Origin of the sequence: Eisenbergiella sp. OF01-20, assembly GCF_003478085.1 — a bacterium.
Taxonomy (GTDB): Bacteria; Bacillota; Clostridia; order Lachnospirales; family Lachnospiraceae; genus Eisenbergiella.
The window spans coordinates 136,874-160,059 of the sequence record NZ_QUES01000002.1 but is presented as its reverse complement, the minus strand read 5'-3'; the positions used below and the strand labels follow the sequence as shown (position 1 = coordinate 160,059).

Here is a 23,186-nt window from a genome sequence, read left to right as displayed (position 1 = left end):
GACGGAAGCTCTTTGGAATGCGCGCAGCGGGAGAAGAGGGGGATGAAAACGGAAAACTCAAAAGTAAATATCCTGCTGTCCTCCTATAATGGAGCGGCTTATATTGGGCAGCAGATCGACAGTGTTTTGTCACAGAATTATCCATATCTGGAGCTTTATATCCGGGACGATGGCTCTGAAGATCATACCGTGGACTTGCTTAGACGAAACTATGCGAGCCAGACAGAGAGTATCCATATCGTGGAAGGAGAAAACGTTGGATTTGCCAGGAGCTTTTACAGACTGTTAAAGGAGGCGGAAGAAGGAGAATACTGGGCCTTCTGTGATCAGGATGATGTATGGTATCCGGACAAGATCGGCAAGGCGCTGAATTGGCTGGAACATCAGGAAAATGACCTGCCGCTGCTCTTCCACAGCGCTTATGAGACCTATACGCAGGATCTTGCTCAAAAAACAGGGACTGTTCTGCCGCCTGCCCAGCCGGTGGATTTCAGAAGGGCCATGACGGACTGTGTTTATCAGGGTTTTTCCATGGTGATCAACAGGCCGCTGCGGGAACAGCTTTTGCGCTGCAGGGAAGAAAACTTGGGAACTCATGACTGGATGGCGATGCTGATCGCCGTCGCGTTTGGTCGCCATCATTATGACAACATACCAGTCTCTATGCACAGAAGGCTGTCCGGCAGTCTGTCGGCCATGGATTTCAAAAGCCGTTTCCGTTGGTTTCTCAGGACTCTGACTGAGGAATCGGATACCAGAAAGATGTTGCGGGAATTTGAAAGAGTGTTTGGCGGCATGCTGCCGGAAGAAAAGGCTGGGATCCTGCGGCGTTTCACAAAGGAAGGATTTCATTGCAAAGACAGTCTGTGGAAAGCTTTTTATCCCGGAAGATGGCGTCCCTGCCTCTCGTCTGAGGCGGCGGTGCGACTGCTAATGCTGTTTGGAAGGATCTGAAACGGGAGAAGAAAGGATAACGTATGAAGGCCAATAAAAAAATTTTGATAGTTTCTCCTTTTTTTGCTCCGGAGAATTCGGTGGCGTCAGTCCGCTTCACCAAAATCGGCAAATATCTGGCTAAAATGGGATATACAGTGGATGTATTGTGCAGCAATATGATGGCAGAATTCATTGAGGACGAAACGCTGAAGCCGGATTTGAAGTGGTTTCACAGGATCATAAGACAACCTTTTCCGGCATTGTATTATCTGCCGCTTCGTTGTGCGATCCGGGAAGGAGCGGGAGCAAAAGATCGGGAGAGATGTAAAGACAGCAGTCCTCCGGTAAAAACAGGTGTTCTGATGAAGCTTTTGGGGAAAATATGGAAGTTGATTCGAAACGATACAACCATGAGCATATGGGTGGATGCTTGGGACAGGCTCCTGGCGGCTCAATACTATCGGACGCTGAAAAAGGAGAAGTTGCTGCCCTATGACGGGGTCATCACTACTTACAGTCCGCTGCTTTCCCATTATCTGGGCGAAAGGCTTAAAAGAAAAGGCCTTTGCCGTGTCTGGATAGCGGATTACAGGGATAATTTTTGGGCATTTGAAAAGAAGGAAAAAATGCCGGCTTATTTGTTTCGCAGCAACGCCAGGCTGGAAAAAAAAGCGGATTTTATTACAGTCGTTTCCGAAGGAGAGAAAAAGCAGCTGATCGCGGAATCTTTGAATCCGCCGGAGCTTCTGGCAAAAAAACTGCGAGTCGTTAGAAATGGCTTTGATCCGGAAGAAAGAGAGGCGCTTGGGAAAGAAAACGGAGGGAGCGTAGAAGCGGGAAAGCTGGTCTTTACCTATTGCGGGACACTGCAGCAGGTGGATGAACTCTGTAGCAGTGATCTTTCCGCTTTTTTTCGGGCGCTGGCGGAGTTGATAGAAGAAGGGAAGGTGGAGGCAGAAAGGCTGCTCTTTCAGTACGCCGGCCGTTCCTGTGAAAAAATGAAGGAAACAGCCACGCGTTATGGATTGCTGTCCATTGTGAAAGACTATGGGTATGTGGACCGGGCCGTCTCTTTAAGGCTGCAGCACAGCGGCGATATTACGTTGGTCTGTACCTGGAACAGGGAAAATCGTCAGGGTATTATCTCCGGCAAGTTTTATGAGGCGGCAGAGATGGGGAAGCCCCTGTTAGTGCTGGTGACCGGACCGCTGTCGCAAAGTGAAGTAAAGAGTATGGTGGAAGAATATCAACTGGGGTTCTGCTGGGAGGAAGCCGAGTTGGAGTATTTTTCCAAATTAAAGGAATGGATTTTGGCAAAATACCGGGAAAAAGAAAGAAAAGGAGTACTGGCATTTACGGGAGGACAGAAAAGTGAGGAACTGGGACATGACCGGCTGGCGGAGCAGTTTGCCTTCCTTTTGACAGGTAACCTTGAAGACTAGTACAGCATCGCACTAATAACTGAGTAATATCACACCGTCAAAGGTATCCCTTTATAAGTCTACTTAAATGGCTTAGCCATGACATTGTATTGCTCAATAAAACGCAGGATGCTTGTCTCCGACTCAGCTGTAGACTTATAGCTTTATTTTTAGCAGGTGGCGGTTCATCCATGAACAATGTTTGGGTGTAAACACAATACGTATCATGTGGTCAGACTGATGAAGGAATTGCGAACGACCTTCCAGGTTTTTAAGTATGCCGGACTTTCCCTTCCTGCCAAGGTCTTCTGATAAGCCATGCTGCTTGGAAATCCGTTCCTTTCAACCCATGCAAGGCTTCAATGAAATCATCTTCTGTACGTGTGGGGTTTAGATACGGCATTTCCATACGTTTTGTGGCAGCGTCAAAAAGCCAATCAGTCTCGTCGTTCCATGACGGATGTATTCAAATTCCCTCTGGGCTGCTTCCCTGGGTATTACCGGCTTGTTCAGATATTTGTGCTCCAATGCCTGGATACATGTCATCTCATCTACAGATATCGTGTGGCCGCCCGCTTTCCCCACGGCTTTCGCTTCATGGTAAACGGCACAGATTTCATTCACCTTTCCGCAAAAGTTTCCGGGGAATCCACAATCTCTTCCTTGACAACAGCATCTACAAGCAGGTTGAGGCTTCAGCTGCTGGCCTCGTACCCTGATTCTTCCGGATTACGGCAGGCAATCTCCAGGATTTTAATGACCTATTCATCCGTGTAATGAGGGGGCTGTACGGGACGCGGGCAATCATCAAGGATGAAACCACTTCTTCCAGATGGGAAGGTTCTTTTTCGGTAGCCTCCTGCAAAAAGGGGAAGGATTTTGAGAAAACGGCTCCGCCATTTGCTGACGGAACTTTGACCGAGAACTGCTTGAGCCGATATCTTCCCATTATTGAGGCCATCAGCCGCCAATAAGATTATTTTTGCACGCTGTACCTGGCGGGCTGGAAAGCTCCTGCTTTTGGCAAATTTAGAAAAGACACGGCGGATATCTTCGGGTATCTTAACAGGGGTGGCAACAAATGGCATATAGAGGTTCTCCTTGTGTTTTCTTTTAATTATGCCACTTATTATAAATATTTTCTATAAAAATATTGCTCAAAATAATGCAATGCTGTACTAGAAATCCTGGCGTTTTAAAGTTATAGTTCAGCTTATTACTAAACCAATTGCAAATAGTAACGAACTGTAATATTTTTTTAATATTTTTTAGTAACAGTTCAGACGGCCCCATAAAAACATGCTGAATTTTTTATTGCGGAAAACTGTACATCTTGTGGATAACAAGCCCTTACAAATAGGATATCTGGAGCATTGTGGATAACTGATTGCTTAAAGAATGTACCATGCTGTTTTTTCTTTGGCCGTTCCTTTTTATTCTGCTGTTTGCTATCAGTTATCCCCCTCTTACCTCTGGAAACGGTTTCTTTCCACCGTCAAAATGCTGCCCCCGTTCTTCCCTGGGATTCGCCTTTTGGGGTCTTTTCTGATATACTACGTGTATCGGTAATCCGGAAGGGGGTGTTTCTGTGGGTGGCAATTATGAAAAGGGCGTTTACAAGCAGCTGATGGAAGTCATGGAAAAATTAAATGCCATGGAATCCGAGCACTGCCGTGACCGCAAAGAGGTAAAGGAACTCACTTCTGAAGTGACGGGGCTGCGTAAAGAGAATGCCCATCTCCGGGAAGAGGTATCCCATCTGAAACAGAAAACCACTTCCCTGGAGGAAGAGAACACCGGTCTGAAAGCGGAACATCATCTCCTTCATGAGGATAATGAGCGCATGAAACGAATCCTGGACAATGACAGTTCCAATTCTTCCATCCCACCCTCCAAAGATCAGCCCGGAAAAGCCCCCAATACGTTTAACAGCAGAAAACCCACTAAAAAGAAACCGGGAGCCCAGCCGGGCCACAAAGGAAGCGGCTTGTCAAAGACGCAGGTGGAACAAAACATCCGGGAAGGGGCTTACCAGCATCGTATAGAGCAGCTGGGTACCCCGGGCAGGGTGTATATCACACGGTACCGTCTTGATCTGGAGGTCACCCCTGTTGCAACTGAAATCCGCATCTATGCGGACCAGAATGGGAAATTCCAGGTCCCGAATGAACTCAAAGCCGATGTTTCTTACGGAGGGACAGTCAAAGCGGTTGCCGCTTTTGTGTATAGCGAAGGAGTGGTTGCCAATGACCGTATCTGCACGTTTATTAACTCCCTTTCTGGAGACAAACTCCACCTTTCGACCGGGAGCGTATACGGATTCTGCCGGAAATTTGCCCAGTCCTGTTCCACCGCGCGGCCCGCGATTATACAGGAGCTTTTGAATGCGGATGTCATCTGTACCGACGCAACCCCAGTCAAAACAGATGGAAAGCAGACCCATATCCGGAACTTCAGCACAGAGTCCTGCGTGCTGTATTGCAGTTCGGAAAAGAAAGATCTGGAAACGCTGGGGAACTTTAAAATCCTAAAGGAATTCACAGGGGCCTTGATCCATGATCACGAAACCGCACTCTATCATTTCGGTACCAGGCATGGGGAATGCAACGTCCACCTGGAACGGTATCTGTTAAAAAACACCGAAGAAACCGGAAACCCATGGAGCCATAAGCTGAGTTGTTTTCTGGAAGGGATGAACCAGGCCCGGAAAAAGCGGATTCTTCAGGGGAACGAATGCTTTACCCCGTCAGAACTGGAGCGCTATGGTTTACGGTATGAGGAACTCCTTGCAGAGGGATTGGAGGAGAACAAACATACCAAAGGGCGGATAGCAAAAAAGGAAGAGAAGGCGTTACTAAAGCGGCTGAAGAAGTACAGGAAGAATCACCTGCTGTTCCTGTACGATTTCCGAATACCTTATAGCAATAACCGTTCGGAAAAAGACCTTCGGATCTGCAAAAACCGCCAGAAAATGGCAGGCGGATTCCGTACCGCAGCCGGACGCCAAATGTATTGCGACATCATGAGTTTGATAGAAACCATAAAACGTAGGGGATTAAATATTTTTCAAGGTATTATTGCCTTGATGAACGGTGTACCAGCCATAAGATGACTGGTTTATTAGCTGTGGGAATTCATGGGCTGTCTGAACTGTTACATTTTTTAATATTTTCAATAGGAAATTCAGGCAGATTCATTGAAATACACATTAATGTGGGGTATAATGCAAACTAAAACAAAAGAAATGAGAGGTATTTGAAATGAAATATGCTTTAATCGGTTGCGGAAGGATCTCCCCGAATCATATTATGGCAGTTAAAAATAACAGGTTGGAATTTACGGCGCTGTGCGATATCAATCCGGCGAATATTGAGGAAAAGATGGCAAAATTTGATATTCCGAACAGCGTTAATCAATACACAGACTATCACGAGATGCTGGAAAAGGAAAAACCGCAACTGGTGGCAATTGCTACGGAAAGCGGCAAGCATGCGGCGATTGCGCTGGACTGTATAGAAGCGGGCTGCAATCTGATCATCGAAAAGCCTATCGCCTTGTCGTTACACGATGCGGATGCGATTATTGCCAGGGCAAAAGAAAAAGGCGTTAAGGTATGCGCTTGTCATCAAAACAGATTCAACAAGTCGATCCAGAAGATCAGAGAAGCAGTGGATAAAGAACGGTTCGGTCAGTTGTTTTACGGAACCGCCCATATCAGATGGAACCGCGGCTACGAGTATTATTCCCGCGCGAAGTGGAGAGGTACCTGGGAGCAGGATGGCGGCGCGTTGATGAATCAGTGCATTCATAATATTGATCTTCTGCGTTGGATGATGGGAGACGAGATCGTGGAAGTGGTCGGTATGACAGACCGTCTGAATCACGATTATATTGCGGCGGAAGATCTGGGCATCGCTCTGATAAAATTTGCAAACGGCAGCTATGGCATTATTGAAGGCACAACCGATATTTATCCTCAGAATCTGGAAGAAACACTTTATCTGTTCGGCTCCAAAGGCACAGTGAAGGCGGGAGGCCATTCAGTCAATGTTATTGAAGAATGGCGGTTTGCCGATTTTCTGGATGATCCAGAGGAGGTAAAAGCCAAATTTCACGAGAATCCGCCCAATGTATACGGATTTGGTCATACACCTTTGTACGCCGATGTCATAGAAGCCATTGAAAAGGACCGGCCTCCCCTCGTGGATGCACTGGCCGGGAGAAGAGCGTTGGAACTGGTGCTTGCAATATATAAATCGGCGGCGGAGGAAAGAGTGGTGAAGTTTCCGTTGGTTGATTGTTCTACAATGGATTTTAAAGGTAGATTTATATAAAATTTTAGGAGAATCAGGAACACAGGATTTTTTGATAGTGTTATAATTAAATCGGAAAAGCGTAAGAGAAGCTGCTTTTTGTAGTTTCTCTTATTCTATATTTATTTCTAAAATTTTCTATTCACGGACTTTTATGGAGGAGATAGGAAAAAATTATGAAGATAAGATGCAGAAAAATCACAGTAGTATGTTTCACAGTTTTCTTATGGGTACAACTGATGGCCTGTACGGTTGGGAAAGGAACAGAGAACAGTAAGGTCGGAAGCACCCTGGCGACGGAGACAGAAATAAATGCTTCCACAGAGGAAACGAATACTTTCATGGAGGAGGCAGATATGCACATTTCCGCGGAGGAGACGGGTATAGATGCTTCCGGAGAAGGCGTTTTCCAGGCTAGAGAAATAAAGGGCTTCTTCCTGTGTCAGACATCGAAAGAACTTATGGAGCTGTACGCAGGAGAAAAGACAGGGAATCTTGCGACAGGTAATTCTTCAGAAAAAGGGCAGGGGATCGAAATCTGGTTTGCAAAGAAAGAGAAGATACAGAATATTGAACTGGAGTTTTATTCCAGGTTAAATTATGCACAGAATTTTAAAATAGAGTTTTATGACGGCGTAAAATGGAAAGAGTTGGTTAAAGAAGAGGAATTTAATCCGATGCTGGATTCTAGGTTTTGCCTGGAGGTGCTGGAAGAAGAAGTGAAAGTAGAAGGCATTCGTTTTCTGGCAGATACTTTTGCAGGGACAGATTATCTGCTCTTGAAAGGGATTCGTTTCAATGTGAAATCCGAAAAAGAGGGTGGAAAACTTTATGCTACAGCCCATGAAGTGGTCACGGAGATTCTGGAAAACTACGAAAATTATGAGATGACAGATTTTCAAAGATGCCTGTTTTTGATGGATTGGATTGATTCCAACGTAGAGCCAGGCGTGGTAGATACGGACCCCTATATAACGTTGAAAACAGGAATGGGCGCCTGCGGAAACAAAAGCGTGCTGATGGCGGCCCTGGCAAAGGAATGTGGTTTGGAATCGCGCTATATAAACTTTTATAATTGGCCTTATCCTGGTGGGGGACATTCCATGGTAGAAATTTATTATCAAGATCAGTGGCATTTGTTTGATCCGTATTACTGCGCTTATTATGTAAAGAATCCAGGGGAGCGCAATAACCGAGTTGATCCGGAGGTGGCCTCTTTTCAGGAATTACGCGATAATCCGCAGCTGGCGGATACCGGCGCGGTTGTGATGAACGTGACTGAAGAGTTTTTTTGACCTTGGAAAGAAATGGAGAGAGAGATAAAGCTGGGTACTATACCTCGCCTGCCTTATTTGCGGGGGCGGACCCTGCAGGCCCCATTGGAATGGACAAACCGATGTTGTTCAAGGCTGTGTTTGACTTTACAGATACCGATGATATCATGATAGGAGAAATGAATGACAGTTCTTCTGATTTGCAGGATATAGCGGGGCACATGCCGACAGGTTTGCAGTTTATCGGTTCTTCTTATTATAATGCGAATCATTGCTATGAACTGACCGGTCTGATACCCGGCGCAGAATATGAGGTTGAGATGAAAAGCCTGCCGGGCACAGTTAAGGAACTGCAGGTGGACATTTCTTATGAAAAGATGGAAGGAGAGATGGACAGCGCCGTATTCTCAGATGAGCAGCCGGTTTTGAAATTTCAGGTAAAGGCATTGGAACGTCAGGGAAAGATCCTGATCCGGCATTCCTATCTAAACGGAGAATACAGAGGACTGGATTATATCCGGATCAAAAGACTATAATAGGGTCTACGGCCTGCCTCCTTCCCTTTAAAAATGTCTTTCCAACTGTGAAGAAACGGTATTATAAGGGATTAGTTTAATTTCAAGGTTAATGCAACTTTATTAAAGTAAATGCGATCTGTTATCCCTATTTTGCAAAAAAATGTTGGTAGGACTGTTTTTTATATATTTATCGTGTGAAATAGCAGGACTCCACCATGAAAAGGCCTAAAAATGGGCGCAGAGTACTGGTAGTGTTTTTACCTGTTTTTTCTCAGAGTAAAGGCCCCCTGTATAGACGCATATTATTAGGTTGGATCCGAGGTATTATTGAGGTTTACTATGGAAAGCAGGCCTTAATGTTTGGTTTATCGGAAGGCTAGGAGGAATGCTATTTACCGGCTTTTCAATATTTCTGTATTTATCTCTTTAAAAGTGATGGAGTAAGGTACACTTTATTGGGAGGGATTATATGGCATCCCAATGCACGCTGCATATTCGTACCGTAAAGAAACGAAAACATTTCATAAGGATTTTATTCCCAAGACTTTCCCTGTTGTAAGATTTGATATGGTTCATGAACAGGGAGAAGTTTTTCTATATCAGGCCGTCAAAAGAAGTTCCTTTTGGAAAGACATACCGTATGAAATTATGGTTCCACTCGGCAGTTTTTTCTGTCCTGATAAAGACGTATCGCAGTAAAAGATATGTGTCCTGCGTTTTCCCTGCCGGTCGTAATCGAGCACCTCTGGGTTTGAGAACTTACTGTCGTTGTCTGTGACTATCAGGTGCATGATGGACAAGAAAATATCCGACAGGAGTTACCAATAGAGATGTTCAAAAATATCTAGGACCGACTGGAAATCGTTGGAACCCCAAAGAAAGGCGAGCATCAGCTCAGCTTTTACAAAGTGGATGGTGAGGGGGCTTTCCCACCCTTTTCCTTCTACAGAGTCCATCTGTGTAACGGGAAGGCCGGGATGTTCACTGCATTAATCGAGATAATCTTTGTAAGAGGACCCGTTGCGGCAGGCTTTGTCCATATTGAACTTCTTGGATTTTTTATATTTGCTGTACCTGGCTTTTTTGGGAAGGTCGATGTTTTTGGCACAGATATGGTTAAGGGACTGTCCACGGAAGATGAGATGAGAGACAATGTCAATCAGATGGCGTATTTCCTATCTGAATAAGAGATACCGGACATTGCCTCTGAAAGAACGTCAAGATAATTATTGTGAGCATAGGACGGATTATAAAACGTTTCTCCAAGGTGTAGCCTCGCTTGGCAAGATAGCAATTGTAGACATAGGAAGTTTTTTCCAGTTTGCCACTTCTTTCTACATTAAAAACTGAACAGATTGAGTTACATTTTTCGCGGAGGGAACAATGCTTTCTTTTATCAACAAGAAGTTGTAGGAGCAGTCCCTGCGGTAAAGGCATGTATTATAGGAATGCCCAAATCTGTCGGGTGTCTGTATTCTAAATGATTTCTGTTTTCACTGGAGATGAATAAGCAGTTCTTATTTACGGCGGCAATCAGTTTAAAGGAAGACTGTTGTGAAAGCAATAGTGAGATTGTGAATCTAGCTTCCAATTGTATTCCTAGACGCAATATAAGAATTATACAAAATTTGTTACATTAAATGTAACCTTATGCATTTTTAAAGCAAATGCAATTGGTAGCGTATATGGGGCTTTTACTTTGAAATTTTGCAAATTTATGGAATTTAATGGATTTGTAAGACAGCTTTGACAGCTAAAAATAATTCGTACAAACGCTCCTTATTGGGTGTATCCTTACGGTGAAAATAGTAAAATAAAAGAAAAGTTTATTCGCAAGGGGAAAAATGTGGGAAGAGAACAAGAGAGAATGAAACGCAAGCTGGAAACAAATCCTGTGATAGAATATAATCTGATTCAAAAGAAGTTTTGTCCCGATCTATTTAAACAGTTTTCGGAAACATCATCTCTAAGAGACCAGAGTTATATCCTATATAACAATAGAGTGATGCTCGAAACCGTTTATTATAAAGGAATCGCCGGGCTTTCCAGTGTAAGAGCTATGACCTATGAATTTAATAGTGGGCAGGTGACGGGGAATATTCTGGAATTCCTGGGAGAAGAAAGAAGCGAATTCCTTCCCCATGGAGTGACCGTAAATGAATATCTGGATAGGCTTGACTCAAATCAGATCCAAGGGATCCAACAGTCACTGGTATATGACCTGATTAGAAGAAGAACCTTTGATGAAGCATGATTTCAAAAGAGATGGCTTGTGATCGTAGATGCAACATAGACCTATTCAGGCAGCCGCCAGATAAATAAAAAATGTCTGGAAAGACATTTTTATGGAGGGACAGAAGAAGAAACAGTGAACTACCACTGTGATGTGCTGGAGGCGAAAATTTATTTTGGCGAGAAAGTGATCGTAAGCATAGGAAGTGAGTTTATTGAAAATAATGGGGAAGATGCACAACGGCAGAAAAACATGAGTCCAGAAGAGGTGAAACAGGACTGCGAAACAAAAGCATTTGAACGACTGGTGAAAAAAATAAAGGCGAAATATCCAAGACTGCCCATCACGTTACTGGTGGATTCCCTGTATGCATCAGAAAACGTTATGAATATATGCAGGGAAACCGGTGGGAATTTATAATCAGGTATAAAGTAGGGAGCATACCAAGCATACAGGAGGAATATGAGAATATCAGCGAAAAAGAAACAGCAGGCCATGTAGAATACATGAACGAAATAGATTATAATGGGAAGCCGATAAATGTGCTGAGATACTGGGAAGAGAAGAAAGGAAAGAAAAAAGTAGTAAAAACGGAATACCAGTGGCTGACCAGCATAAAGATTACCTCAAAGAGTGCAGAAAAAATATCAGCAACAGGAAGAAAACGATGGAAAATAGAAAAAGAGGGATTTAACCGTCAGAAGAATTGGCAGGGAGACATTACCCATGCATGCAGTTGGAATGATAATGCCTTAAAGAATCACTACCTGATGCTGCAGATATCGGACATGATCAAACAATTGTATGAATGGTTCTATTTAAAGAGAAATGAGATCATAAAAAGCCCAAAAAAATATCTTCTGAGTTGTTAGTAAGCTTTGGACGGCAACTAACAAGAGAAGATATATTTCAGAACGATATGCATAGCATATCTGGAAACTGAGTTAATTATAGCAAAGGATGTAGTTGATGGGAAGATAAAATTCAAATAAATCCATAAAAAAGGAAAAGAAGGAAATCTATAGCTATAGGATGTGGATAACTTTCCTGAAACAGGGCATGAAATCAGAAAAAAGTGGATAACAAGATTTTGTTGAGACTTTCCGAAAATTAGACCAGTATAATTAAATGAGCCTTTCGGCGCTGTTTGTAATATATGGTTTGTAATATATGCTTATTGACTGATTTTGTAAAATAAGATATAATTTAATATTAGTTATGCAATTGCCTATTGCTAAGCTGGTTTGGAAAGCGGCAGGGGGGATAGATATTGGGAGATAAAACAGGTTGCATTAAAAAAGGGAATTAGTTGTACTGCTCTCTTTTTTCTTATTTTTTATTTATTGTGTATCAAAGGACGGATTTGTTAAGGAGGAGCCTGATTGGCTAAATATTGAGTACGAGCAAAGCTATCCGGTCTTTTCTGGAAATCAGGAGATTTACAGGAATGAACTGAAAGAGATTGATAATCCGGCGCCTTTATTTTTGTGGGGGGAACCGGAAGAGGAATATCTCTATGACAAGCAATATGATGGCGGTGTGCTTCTGGCGGAGGAGAGTTCTGATATAACAGTGAAGGCCTGGGGGTATTCCTATAATGCCAGAGGGATCATTCAAACAGTCAACTATCTGGACGGCGCGGCGACAGCGATTGTGCTTGTACATCCCTGGGGTATTGACGATGAAAATGGTCTGAATTCGCCTGAACCCTGCGGAGCTGTTTTTATGGGGATGCCAGAGAATAATGCGGTATACAGAAAACATTTAAAAGAAACAACACTTCCCTTTATAGAATCGATGAGGGGAACAGTAGCCGAAATATTATATTCGTTGCCCGGGCACGAGGATGAAGTAAGAAAGCTGTTTTATAATTCTGTGACCGGGGAAGAACATCAGTTGGATCCCGAAAAAGGGATGCGGGAGTATCAGAGACTTTTGGAAGGTTATAAGGCTTCTGGAGCGGAACTCAAACAGGAGCTTGTATTGAACAGAGAGCCTTTAAAACAGCAATATTTAGTAGAATTTCCCGGTGCAGATTTGAGTCGTTATGAGGGAGAAGATTTTTGGAACATACTCTTTCTACTTTCCAGCGAAATCAATTATTGAGTGGAAGACAGGCTAATCTATGACAGTTATGAGGTACTCAGAGATCATCTGAGACGGTGAGGCATACGCAACATTCTTCTCTGCGGATATGCTACAGATGCTTGCCTGTTCTCCACTACGGCTGGATATGAAAATCTGCAGAAGGATTTTAATGTGTTTATTGTGGGAGACTGTACCATGGCGGTATTTCCAGCTCAGTGTAATTCTGAGACTGCAACAAAAGCAGCGCTATGCAAGGCTTCCCTGGATCATTTTATTACACAGACCAAAGATATTCAGGTAGAGAAAACACATATTATTCAATGAAGTAATATGATGCGGAGGAAACAAAAGTTATATGAACGGTAAATATTTACGATTTAAATTGTTCCCCTTTCTCTTTATTCTGCTAACGGCAGTTACCGGTTGCGGTACGCAGGATAAGCTCTGGAAGGATACGTCTGTTTTGGAACAGAGGATGCCTCTTCTGGTAGAAAAGGTGGATATACAGTTTACAGATATAAAAATCTCAACCGATGCAGAATCGGAACAAGCTACCTTTGAGAAGGTTGCCCAGGAAGTGCTGTGTGACGCGGGAGAAGTAGAGGGATATGAGGCTGATAAAGAACAATTTTGGGAAGGAATCGGATATTTAAAGGCTTCTCTTCAGAAAGAGGAGGTGGCGGAGAATGGCGCGTTGGGGCAGGTTATGGCGATACATGCCCTGTTAAAGGCATATGATGTGTCGTTGGATGCGTCTTGGTTGGAATTGGCCAAAACAGCGGCAGCAAGGCTTATCCTTCCCGTTTCGGAAGGGGGTCTGGCGGTCTGGGATAATGAGGAATGTTGGTTTGAAAGACAGCCCACCTCCAAATATCAAAGTAAAGATCTGCTTACGCAGCTGTACTGTTTGCATTTGCTAACACTGTTGGAGGAAAAAACAGAGGGTGGGGAATACCGGGAGACTATGGAAGCCGGACGACTGGCTCTTTCTAGACATTTTGAGCGATTTGACAGTGGATGGGGTATACGAAAGGATCTGACTTCTGTGGAGGCTGTCAGGATCCGGTTTGTGAATCCTTATGAGGAAATACCGATGCGGGAGCTTGTGGTGAAATCCCTTTCGGTAATGGATCCTCTAACAGGAGAAAAAATAGAGATAGAACCTGCGGACGCCGGTTGGGAAAACGCACAGGAGGACACTGCGGGGAGGGGGATTCTGGTAAACGAAGGAGGCAGCTTCCTTTTGAAAGTGCCAATCACTTGGCAGTCTCCTTTCCGCGAAGAGTGGTATGATTTGGAAATCGAATATTGGGATGTGGGGGGGGGGATAACCAATATTTCACTTCAAATGGAGAACTCCCTTTCCGCTGACGGCTATCAGGATCTGTCGGACAGTACATTGCTGTTTGAAGGAGAGGATAACTGGAAAAAATGGCGTGTGCCCATACGTCCGGAAGAAATGGGGGAAAAGATGTCATTGGACAACTTAAAATTTGCTTGTTTTCTACTGAAAGAAACACCTTTGCTGCAGGCGGATGAAAAACTCGTTCATTGGAGGGGGATCTGCGAGGAATATTTTCATATATGGTCGAAATCAGATCCTGAAATTGTATCGGCACAGCCGCCGGAGTATGGAGTTCAGACCTTCCCGCTTGACTGGCAGATCAAGGACGGTCTTCTGATGCAGCGTCTTGCCGGACCGGAGACGGTGATGGTGGATGGAAAATGGGATGGTATATCCAAATTGGGGGAGTTAATGTGTACGCCCTATCTGATTGCGGTACAGGCGAAGGGCCCCGTGCTACTGGAAGATAATCTTTGGGAGCGATATGGCATAACAGAGCCTACCTATGAGGGATATCTATGGGCCGACAGCAGGAATGTTCTTGCGCTTAAACAGGAGGATGCTTTAGAGTGGTTGAATGAGAATAAAATAGAAATTCAGGAGGGTAAAGCCTGTGTATGGACCTCCGATCAGGATAATACGTACAGTGATATTACGACAAAGGCTCCCTGGGCATCAGCTTTTTTTCAGAGACATATCATAGAGGCATATCTGGCAAATGATGATCAGGAGATGGCGGCTGTGGCGGCAAGAGCCTATGGGTATTCTTTTGAGGAGGGCGGTCTAAGTTCCCGGTATTGGAACGGGGGCAGCTGGTTCGAAGAGGTACCTAATGAGACGCATATCTTGAATGCGCATTTGGCAAGTATCGTGGCGCTCCATGAGACCTGGAAAGCGACGGGCGATACGGAAATAGAAAGGATCTATCGGGAAGGAATTGACAGTCTGATTAAGAATGTTTCCAGCTATGATGCAGGGTACTGGACGGTATATGACAGAAATCCGCAGAAAGAACTGCTATTTCAGCTGGATTGGCTGGAAGGGGAGGAATCGCCTTTATTCGACCAGGTTTTACTTGTCAATACGCAGACTAACACAGCTGCGGAAGTAAATATAGGGGAAAAAAATGATTTTGAGACATATCCGAGGATTTCTGGAACAGAGTGGACGGAAAATAAAGAAGTAGATGGCAGAAGTGTCAGAGCGATCACAAATGGTTATCTGATTCATCCGGAAGCATGTGAAGGAGGAACTCGTCAGAACAGTTATTTTACTATTGCGCTGCCGGAAAAAGAGTTTGAGGAGTTGTTTGACATGCCGATTCATAAGCTGGTGATCCGCTATAAAGACGTAGCGGCGGGTAAATTTGCCGTCCGACTGCGTTCTAAGAACGAAGGGAATGAGCTGGCGTTTGAACCGCTTATGCATGCGGTGATAGACTGTACGGGAGACGGGGAGTGGAAGACAAAGGAAATCCTGCTTTCTTCTGCAGATTTGGGTTGGTATATGGGATATGAGTATCATTCCTATCATGCCACAGAACTGGCAAAGATCGCCGAATATGAAAACAATTGGTATCTGCGGCAATATGCTAGAAAATGGCAATATGACTATCAGATGTGGCAACAGGAGAGGGCGGTGATCGACAGTACTCAGGTTCCGACATTCAGAGAAGTCAGCTCCGAGGTAACGGAAGCGAATGCGGAAGGCATTGCTCCGGGCTATGGGATAGAAAACTGTTTGGATGGAGACTGGACGGATGATTATACTGCGTTTGATTATGACGGCCTGCCGCAGAGCTTTACTTTAAACCTGAAAGAGCCTGTCAGCCTGTCTTATATTCATCTGCTCTGGGAAAGCGACAGTAATTACGCCGTAAACTACAGAATCGACGGGGTGCTGGCAGACGGAAAAACGGTCAGGCTTGCACAGGAGGAGAACAGAACGGGAAGGGATCAGCTGGTAAAGTGTGAAACGGACAGGCAAGTAACACAGGTTAAGGTCACAGTTATGGATATGAGTGCAGAGCAGCGGATCCTGTTAAGACTGATTCGATTATATTCGCAGGTGGATCCTGAGGCGGAAGTGTAGGATCCGACGCTGGAAACTGATAGAGTATCTGTGTGGCCCCTTCTTAAGAGAACTGTAGTATGTTAAGAGATGAAGGTTATCGTCGGGAAAAAGGAGAGAGAGTATGTGTTCGATCGCAGGAATGATAAATCTGAATGGAGACAGTATCAAAAATGCCCGCAGGCGGCTGGAGGTCATGAACCAACTGCAGGTGCACAGGGGGCCGGATGGCCATGGCATCTGGCTTTCCGAAAAAGAGGACGTGGGATTTGCTCATAACAGGCTGAGCATCATCGGTCTGGAAAATGGCAGCCAGCCTATGCAAGATGAAGGGGGCAACTGGATCTGCTTTAACGGTGAGATTTATAATTATATTGAATTACAAAAGGAGATCGGTTGCCCGAACCGTACGGGAAGCGATACGGAGGTGATTCTGTACGCTTATCGGAAATGGGGTGAAAAATGTGTGGAGCATCTGGAGGGGATGTTTGCCTTTGCGCTCTGGGATGCGGAAAAAAGAACGCTGTTCTGCGCCAGAGACTGTTTTGGCATCAAGCCTTTTTATTACACAGTTGTGGACGGTATTTTTTACTTTGCTTCGGAGATTAAGGCGCTTCTGCCTTTCGTGTCGGAGGTAGAAACGGATCTGGACAGCTTTCGGGATTACCTGACCTTTCAGTTCTGCCTGGAAGGCAAGACACTTTTTAAGGGGCTCCAGGAACTGAAACCTGCGCACTGTATAAAATCTGTGCGTAGCAGTTTGAAGGAAGATCGTTATTGGCAAGTATATTACAATCTTGACTTTGAGCATACCGAAAAGTATTTCCGGGAAGAACTAAAACAGAAAATGCTGGAATCTGTAAAATACCATATCCGCAGTGATGTTCCGGTGGGCGGCTACGTTAGTGGCGGTGTGGATTCCTCCATTGTATCAGCCATCGCCACGGATCTGTTGGATGGCGAATATATGGGCTTTACGGGTAGATATTCCAATGGCAGGGATTTTGACGAAAGTATGTATGCGGAGGAGGTGGCGAAGGACAGCGGTTTTCCCCTTCATATACTGGACATCAAGCCGAAGGATTTTATAGACAATATCGAGAAAGTGATATATTATCTGGATGAGCCTGTGGCAGGACCAGGTTCCTTTTCTCAGTACATGGTGTCGCAGCTGGCCAGCAAGCATCGGAAGGTGGTCCTGGGCGGCCAGGGTGGAGACGAGATTTTCGGAGGTTATACCAGATACCTGGTGGCCTATTTTGAACAATGCATCAAGGGGGCCATCGAAGGTACGATGGATCCGGATAAATTTATCGTGACCTATGAATCTATCATCCCCAACCTGGCGGCGCTGAGAAACTATAAGCCCATGCTTCGCAGTTTCTGGAGCAATGGGCTGTTTGAAGAGCCTGAAAAGAGATATTTTGCACTGATCAACCGCGCGCCAGAAATAGGAGACTGTGTCAGATGGGAGAAGCTGGGGGCCTATGATCCTTATGGGTCTTATGAAAAATTATTCCTGGCGGACAATGTGAATGACCGCTCTTACTTCGACCGTATGACGCATTTTGATTTTAAGACGCTTCTTCCCGCGCTCTTGCAGGTGGAGGACAGAATGAGCATGGCGCACGGTCTGGAGTCCAGAGTGCCGTTTTTGGATAAAAAAATAGTGGAATTCGCCGCTACAATTCCCGCTAATATTAAGTTTAAGAATGGAAATATGAAATATCTCCTCAGGGAAGGACTGCAAGAATACGTTCCGGAGCAGGTCATGCAGAGAAAGGATAAGATGGGCTTCCCAACGCCTTTCAATCAGTATGTGAAGCATGAAGCGCATGATTTTGTAATGGATATCCTGACCTCTCAAGCTGCCAAAGGCAGGGAACTGATAGACAATATAAGGGCGGTGGAGAAAATTGAAAAAGAGGGACAGTTCGGTAGAAATATCTGGGGTATGTTCTGTCTGGAGCTTTGGCAACGCAGTTTTCACGACAGGCAGGCGGAATTCAGAGCATTACTAAATTAAAGGAAATCAGGAGATAGAGTGAAAAAAATATTTGCGCCTTTTTTAAAGATTTTTAAGTATCGGTTGATTTTAAAGAACACAACCGTCAGTGAGATCCAGAAGAAATATGCAGGTTCTATGTTGGGAATGGTGTGGGCTTTTTTGTATCCGCTTTTGTTTTTGGCGGTATATGCCATGGTTTATGCATTTGTTTTCAAGGTGAATTATAATGATCTTTCCACCAGTGAGTATATTGCGGTGATTTTCTGCGGCTTGATCCCTTTCCTGGGGTTTTCAGAAAGTGTGTCTACGGGCGTGCCCTGTGTCACTTCTAATGCGTCTCTGATCAAGAATACGATGTTCCCTATCGAACTGGTTCCGGTGCGCACTGTATTTGCGGCGCAGATGACGCATATATGTGGCACGGTCATTCTTATAATCACCGTAATTGCTATAGGCCGTTTCAGTCTGTTCGCGTTGCTGTCTATCGTTGTCTGGGTTTTGCAGATCATGTTTGAGATCGGGCTGGTCTGGGTTCTGTCGAGCATCAATGTGATGGTGCGGGATTTGCAGAACGTGATCGCCCTTATTATTATCATGCTGATGATGTTAAGTCCCATCGCTTATCCGGTGGAGTCGATTCCCGCCATGTACAGCGGATTTTTAAAATTGAATCCCTTGTATTATTATATTGTAGCGAATCAGAAGTTGTTAATGTATCAGACCATGCCTGCTAAAGAGATCTGGATCCCTATGATATTGATGGGATTAGGTTTCTTTGTGATCGGTTACCAGTTTTTTATCAGAATGAAGAGGGTCTTTGTGGACAATGTGTGACGACGATATATTAGAGGTAAAAAACCTCGGTAAAATGTATAAACTGTATCAAAAAGCGAATGATAAAATCAGAGATGCCTTTGGCCTGAACTTCTGGAAGAAGAATTATTATAAGGAATTCTGGGCCTTAAGAGATGTCAATCTCCAGATCAAAAAAGGAGAGAGAGTTGGCCTGATTGGGCATAACGGCGCAGGGAAAAGCACTTTTCTGAAAATGGTGATCGGTAATTTAGAGCCTACGGAAGGAACAATCGAAATCAAAGGGAAGATTCAGGCGCTCATGGAATTGGGAACGGGATTCCATCCAGATTTTACTGGCAGAGAAAATATCAGGACCTCGCTGGCTTACAATGGACTGAACAGATCCCAGATTCGTGCAAGGGAAGAAGATATCATTGATTTTGCAGAGCTGGGTGACTATATCGATCAGCCTGTCAAAACCTATTCGGCCGGCATGTACGCTCGTCTTGCTTTTTCCACCGCAACGGCGATAGAGCCGGAGGTACTGGTGATAGACGAGGTGTTGGGAGCCGGAGACGCATATTTCTCGGGGAAATGTATAGAGAGAATGAAGAATCTCACTGGCAATTCGGAAACAACGGTATTATTTGTCAGCCACGATTTGGCTTCTGTGCAGGCACTGTGCGACCGGATCATCTGGATCGATAGAGGGCGGGTCCGCTATGATGGGGATCCGCTGACCGCGATCAAAAGATATTCCGATACTGTGCGGGAACAGCAGGAGAACAAACTAAAAATTAGAGATCAGAAAGTTCAGCAGAAACAGGCTATTATACTGGACAAGGAAGAGGAGCTGTATGCTTCGCTTCTGTTTCGTTTTTATTCGGACCAGCCTTACCAGGCCAAGATCAGAAAAATACAGTTGTTTACTGGAGACGAATTGCTGACGGAAATAGAAGTCGGTATGGCTATGGACAATGACAATAAAGATAAAAGCTATATCATAGATGAAAAAAAGCTGATGTGCTGGCACGACTCAGAGAAGGATGAGAAAGGTTATTTCAGAAGTATTGATAAAAACAGCGGGAACTATGGGCATGCGCCGTTTCAGCTGGGCATTACCAAGGCTAGAAAGGCAGAAAGTGATTTTACGCTGGTCGTAACAGGAGAATTGATCAAAGGTAGTCATTTCAATCTGGAACTGTTCGATCAGAATACCGGGCAGTATCAGTTGTTAAAGACCCTTGAAGATACTGCTCCTCTGGAAGTACAGCAGGTAAAATTTGGAATGGAGGAGCTGTTCAGACTGCTTCCGGCGAAGGAAAAAGAGCAGATGCAGAAGTCGGATCAGGAAGCCAAGGAGGAAGAGGTGCCTGCTGTGTCGGAAGCTGATGTGGAGTATCAGGATTCGTCTGACTGCTGGATCACTTCTGCGGCTGTATACGATACAGAAGGAAAAGGGAAAAAAGTGTTTCCCTTTGAAAAGCAGATATCCGGATTTTCCTTTGAAGTGGAGTTTTCTGAGGAAAAAACCTGCTTCTATTTTGCCTTTTTGATTTTTACCATACGGGGAGATATCGTGATTAGTCAGGTCCAGAAGGTGACTTCGAAGGGCGACAGGAAGTACCGGATTGACATTCCCATCGGGGATACCCGTTTTGGTACCGGTCTGTATACCGCAAGCTTTGGCGTATATGACGAACTGGATGTTATGGATGATAGTAAACCGCAGTCGGCGATCGCGCTGATCGACAGAGGATTATCGTTTGAAATTGAGCGGCCTCTGGAATACGGGCTGTCACTTGGAAGTGTGTTGCCGGTCTTACCAATAAAGGTCAGCGCGCAAAACGGAGGAAAATGTGGATGCAGTTCAGTGGTATAGCTTTTGATGAAGAAGGGATTATATCTTTTCGGGAAGAGGACAGGTTCTGTCATAACCCGTTTCTGGTGGCGTTGCAGGCTGTCATCGGGGAATATGTGCTCAATGACTATTATGGCAAAGAGGGTATGTTGATTCCCCGATATTTTTGCCTGGAGGATCTGGAGGATCCTACGCAGTGTCCAGTCTGCCGCAGGGCGATGGAATGGCTGATTGCCCGTGCCGTTTCAAAAGGAGACGCTTGTCTGTGGGCTTATGATTTTGATGGGGCTTATAACGGTACGCAGCTGACTGCACCATGGTACAGCGCTTACGGTCAGGCTTATGTCATATTGGCATTGTTGCAATGGAGCCGGTTCGATGAGCAATATCAGGAGCTTCTGGAAAAGGCGGTGAAGGGCCTGTTGCTTTCAGTTGGCAGCGGAGGTTGCATGCTGGAAATGGAAGACGGCGTCTGGTTTGAAGAAATTGTGGGCAGTGAATGCACTCATATTTTTAACGCCCATTTAATCAGCCTGATCGCACTGCTTCAGGTAAAGGAACGGCAGGGATATGAGTGGTTGGAAAATCCGGTGGATCGGGGGCTGCGTGCGTTTTACCAGCTTATGGATCGGATGGATACCGGGATTAACAGCGCCTATGACAGTAAAAAGAAATATGATTGTATGTGGCAGCTTGTTCCGGAGGATATGGGACGGCAGATCCGGATCCGCGCGCTTGCGGTTTCGGATGAAGAAGGAGAAAGAGAACTGGAGCTTTCCGGTATGGAGTGCTTTGAGGTGAAGGACAGATGGATCGCGGGAATTGACTGGGGCGTGTCGGATGAAGAGGGTTACCGGCCTATCCTGCAGGGAGAGATCCTGCATCCGGAAGCGGTGCCCGGAGGAGAAAGACAGAATACCTTTGCATATTTTAAAAATGTGACTTGCAGTGACGACTGTTTTACACTGCGGATAGATTATAAGACGGAACAGGATACGGCGCTGCTGTTATTCAAAAACTGCGCGGAGGCGGGATATCAGCCTTTGGGATATGTTTCCAGAGTAGAGCTGCCGGCGGAAAAGCAGACCGCCAGAGTCCGGATTCCTTTTAGCGCGATTGCGGAGCATGTGCCACAGATGTACCATAAATATCATATTCAGCTCCTGGAAGAATTGGATCGGCTGTTACCGGATTTCAAGGGACGTTATTTGATAGACAAATTCCGTAATTATCGTATGGAACAGCGTTTGAGAGAGTTTCAGCGGATGCAGGAACCGCCGATTCTGAAAGGGTTATCAGTCAGTGTGAATGAACAATGCGGGCTCTTTTGCAAGATGTGTGATTTGGGGATCCAAAACCGTAATTCTTCCATGTTCTATTATATGAAAAATGAACAGGAGAGAAAAGAGCTGGAATTGGATATGTTGGTGGATAGGTGTCGCGAAGCCCTGGGAGAGCTTGAAGTTGTACAAATCATCGGGACGGAGCCTACGCTCTGGCTCAAACTGCCCGAGGCAGTTGCCACCCTTACGCAGCTTGGACTTAAGGTGCTGGTGACAACTAATGGGATCAATTTGAAAAATATGTTGCGTCCACTGGTGGAAGCAGGACTATCCGAACTGGATATTAGTATAGATGGGCCTCACGATGTCCACGATGAGATCCGTGGGAAAAATGGATTGTTCCGGGAAATCATGCAGGTTTTGGAAGAAAACCGTGAACTGCTGGATAGCGCGATTCCCAATGGATTTCAGTTGAGGATCGGCGTAGCCATCACGCCTATGAATTATCGTCATCTGTCTGAACTGTTGGATGAAATAAAAGGTACTCCGGTTCGATCCGTATGGTGTACTCATATGAATTATATTACGGAAGAGACGGCGGCAAGGCATACGGCGGCAAATCCCCGCTATCCTATCGGAGCCTCCTGCACACACCCGGATATGGATCCAACGCTGGTAAACCCATGGCTTATGTATCGTAGTTTAGTGGATACGAAACGACTGGCTGCTAAAGAAGGGATCGAATTGATCTGTGTTCCGGCCCTGGAAGATTATGAGGATTACTGGGAATTTTATCACAGTGACCGGCTCACCGAAGGCTGTTCTCCTTTGTGCCGGGCCCCCTTCAGGACAATGCAGGTCAACAGCAACGGTAGCGTCTGCGTGATGTCCAGATGTTATCAGTTTGAGATCGGAAATATTTATCAAAATTCACTGCATGATATTTTTTATTCCCGGAGTATGATGGAATTCCGGGAATGTGTTAGTAGAGGACTGTGGGATCCCTGCAAACGTTGCTGTGCTATCATGTAACGATTCTGG

General features: G+C 45.0%; 19 protein-coding genes. 17 read left to right on the top strand and 2 right to left on the bottom strand.

The window, feature by feature from the left end:
* The first annotated feature begins 42 nt into the window (after positions 1 to 42).
* Positions 43 to 954: a glycosyltransferase gene (locus DXA36_RS04320; RefSeq protein WP_147366542.1), complete on the top strand. Its 912-nt coding sequence runs from the start codon at positions 43 to 45 to the stop codon at positions 952 to 954.
* Between the two features lie 23 nt (positions 955 to 977).
* Positions 978 to 2,378: a hypothetical protein gene (locus DXA36_RS04315; RefSeq protein WP_118676683.1), complete on the top strand. Its 1,401-nt coding sequence runs from the start codon at positions 978 to 980 to the stop codon at positions 2,376 to 2,378.
* A 369-nt stretch (positions 2,379 to 2,747) separates the two neighbouring features.
* Here DXA36_RS04315 and DXA36_RS33460 read toward each other — a convergent pair whose 3' ends face one another.
* Complete coding sequence (locus DXA36_RS33460; RefSeq protein ID WP_243114563.1) at positions 2,748 to 2,981, bottom strand: hypothetical protein; 234 nt, start codon at positions 2,979 to 2,981, stop codon at positions 2,748 to 2,750.
* Positions 2,982 to 3,118: 137 nt separating this feature from the next.
* Positions 3,119 to 3,445, bottom strand: a complete 327-nt coding sequence (locus DXA36_RS32685) for a helix-turn-helix domain-containing protein (RefSeq protein ID WP_147366541.1) — start codon at positions 3,443 to 3,445, stop codon at positions 3,119 to 3,121.
* A 500-nt stretch (positions 3,446 to 3,945) separates the two neighbouring features.
* On the opposite strand from DXA36_RS32685, the gene DXA36_RS04300 reads away from it, so the two are divergent.
* The 15 genes from DXA36_RS04300 (at position 3,946) to DXA36_RS04225 (ending at position 23,177) form a co-directional block, all read left to right on the top strand.
* Complete coding sequence (locus DXA36_RS04300; protein ID WP_118676679.1) at positions 3,946 to 5,469, top strand: IS66 family transposase; 1,524 nt, start codon at positions 3,946 to 3,948, stop codon at positions 5,467 to 5,469.
* A gap of 148 nt (positions 5,470 to 5,617) precedes the next feature.
* The gene (locus DXA36_RS04295) at positions 5,618 to 6,691 is read left to right on the top strand and encodes a Gfo/Idh/MocA family protein (protein ID WP_118676677.1); all 1,074 of its coding nucleotides are present in this window, start codon (positions 5,618 to 5,620) and stop codon (positions 6,689 to 6,691) included.
* A gap of 155 nt (positions 6,692 to 6,846) precedes the next feature.
* Positions 6,847 to 7,965: a transglutaminase-like domain-containing protein gene (locus DXA36_RS04290; RefSeq protein WP_118676675.1), complete on the top strand. Its 1,119-nt coding sequence runs from the start codon at positions 6,847 to 6,849 to the stop codon at positions 7,963 to 7,965.
* Between the two features lie 89 nt (positions 7,966 to 8,054).
* Positions 8,055 to 8,480, top strand: coding sequence for a hypothetical protein (locus DXA36_RS04285; protein WP_147366540.1), 426 nt, complete (start codon positions 8,055 to 8,057; stop codon positions 8,478 to 8,480).
* Between the two features lie 959 nt (positions 8,481 to 9,439).
* On the top strand, positions 9,440 to 9,649 hold the full coding sequence (locus DXA36_RS04275) for a hypothetical protein (RefSeq protein ID WP_118676669.1): 210 nt from the start codon (positions 9,440 to 9,442) through the stop codon (positions 9,647 to 9,649).
* 659 nt (positions 9,650 to 10,308) lie between these two features.
* Positions 10,309 to 10,716: a hypothetical protein gene (locus DXA36_RS04270; RefSeq protein WP_147366539.1), complete on the top strand. Its 408-nt coding sequence runs from the start codon at positions 10,309 to 10,311 to the stop codon at positions 10,714 to 10,716.
* 114 nt (positions 10,717 to 10,830) lie between these two features.
* Entirely contained in the window at positions 10,831 to 11,115 is a 285-nt protein-coding gene (locus DXA36_RS04265) for a hypothetical protein (RefSeq protein ID WP_118676665.1), read from the top strand.
* Positions 11,088 to 11,567, top strand: a complete 480-nt coding sequence (locus DXA36_RS04260) for a hypothetical protein (RefSeq protein WP_118676663.1) — start codon at positions 11,088 to 11,090, stop codon at positions 11,565 to 11,567. Before DXA36_RS04265 ends, DXA36_RS04260 begins: the two co-directional genes overlap by 28 nt.
* Positions 11,568 to 12,180: 613 nt before the next feature.
* Positions 12,181 to 12,801 (top strand): hypothetical protein, encoded by a 621-nt coding sequence (locus tag DXA36_RS04255; RefSeq protein ID WP_118676661.1) that lies wholly within the window; start codon positions 12,181 to 12,183, stop codon positions 12,799 to 12,801.
* A gap of 63 nt (positions 12,802 to 12,864) precedes the next feature.
* The gene (locus DXA36_RS34375) at positions 12,865 to 13,107 is read left to right on the top strand and encodes an isochorismatase family protein (RefSeq protein WP_118676659.1); all 243 of its coding nucleotides are present in this window, start codon (positions 12,865 to 12,867) and stop codon (positions 13,105 to 13,107) included.
* Positions 13,108 to 13,138: 31 nt separating this feature from the next.
* Positions 13,139 to 16,219, top strand: coding sequence for a D-glucuronyl C5-epimerase family protein (locus tag DXA36_RS04245; protein ID WP_118676657.1), 3,081 nt, complete (start codon positions 13,139 to 13,141; stop codon positions 16,217 to 16,219).
* A gap of 103 nt (positions 16,220 to 16,322) precedes the next feature.
* Positions 16,323 to 18,224 (top strand): asparagine synthase (glutamine-hydrolyzing), encoded by a 1,902-nt coding sequence (gene asnB / locus DXA36_RS04240; RefSeq protein ID WP_118676655.1) that lies wholly within the window; start codon positions 16,323 to 16,325, stop codon positions 18,222 to 18,224.
* Positions 18,225 to 18,242: 18 nt separating this feature from the next.
* The gene (locus DXA36_RS04235; RefSeq protein ID WP_118676653.1) at positions 18,243 to 19,040 is read left to right on the top strand and encodes an ABC transporter permease; all 798 of its coding nucleotides are present in this window, start codon (positions 18,243 to 18,245) and stop codon (positions 19,038 to 19,040) included.
* Positions 19,033 to 20,883, top strand: coding sequence for an ABC transporter ATP-binding protein (locus tag DXA36_RS04230; RefSeq protein WP_118676651.1), 1,851 nt, complete (start codon positions 19,033 to 19,035; stop codon positions 20,881 to 20,883). The genes DXA36_RS04235 and DXA36_RS04230 overlap by 8 nt, the downstream gene beginning before the upstream one ends.
* Positions 20,865 to 23,177, top strand: coding sequence for a D-glucuronyl C5-epimerase family protein (locus DXA36_RS04225; protein WP_182478923.1), 2,313 nt, complete (start codon positions 20,865 to 20,867; stop codon positions 23,175 to 23,177). Before DXA36_RS04230 ends, DXA36_RS04225 begins: the two co-directional genes overlap by 19 nt.
* Positions 23,178 to 23,186 lie beyond the last annotated feature (9 nt).

Coding starts and splice junctions, on each gene's coding strand:
- DXA36_RS04320 (WP_147366542.1), top strand. CDS start 43: ATGAAAACGGAAAACTCAAAAGTAAATATCCTGCTGTCCTCCTATAAT.
- DXA36_RS04315 (WP_118676683.1), top strand. CDS start 978: ATGAAGGCCAATAAAAAAATTTTGATAGTTTCTCCTTTTTTTGCTCCG.
- DXA36_RS32685 (WP_147366541.1), bottom strand. CDS start 3,445: ATGCCATTTGTTGCCACCCCTGTTAAGATACCCGAAGATATCCGCCGT.
- DXA36_RS04295 (WP_118676677.1), top strand. CDS start 5,618: ATGAAATATGCTTTAATCGGTTGCGGAAGGATCTCCCCGAATCATATT.
- DXA36_RS04290 (WP_118676675.1), top strand. CDS start 6,847: ATGAAGATAAGATGCAGAAAAATCACAGTAGTATGTTTCACAGTTTTC.
- DXA36_RS04285 (WP_147366540.1), top strand. CDS start 8,055: ATGGACAAACCGATGTTGTTCAAGGCTGTGTTTGACTTTACAGATACC.
- DXA36_RS04275 (WP_118676669.1), top strand. CDS start 9,440: ATGTTCACTGCATTAATCGAGATAATCTTTGTAAGAGGACCCGTTGCG.
- DXA36_RS04260 (WP_118676663.1), top strand. CDS start 11,088: ATGCAGGGAAACCGGTGGGAATTTATAATCAGGTATAAAGTAGGGAGC.
- DXA36_RS04245 (WP_118676657.1), top strand. CDS start 13,139: ATGAACGGTAAATATTTACGATTTAAATTGTTCCCCTTTCTCTTTATT.
- asnB (WP_118676655.1), top strand. CDS start 16,323: ATGTGTTCGATCGCAGGAATGATAAATCTGAATGGAGACAGTATCAAA.
- DXA36_RS04230 (WP_118676651.1), top strand. CDS start 19,033: ATGTGTGACGACGATATATTAGAGGTAAAAAACCTCGGTAAAATGTAT.
- DXA36_RS04225 (WP_182478923.1), top strand. CDS start 20,865: ATGCAGTTCAGTGGTATAGCTTTTGATGAAGAAGGGATTATATCTTTT.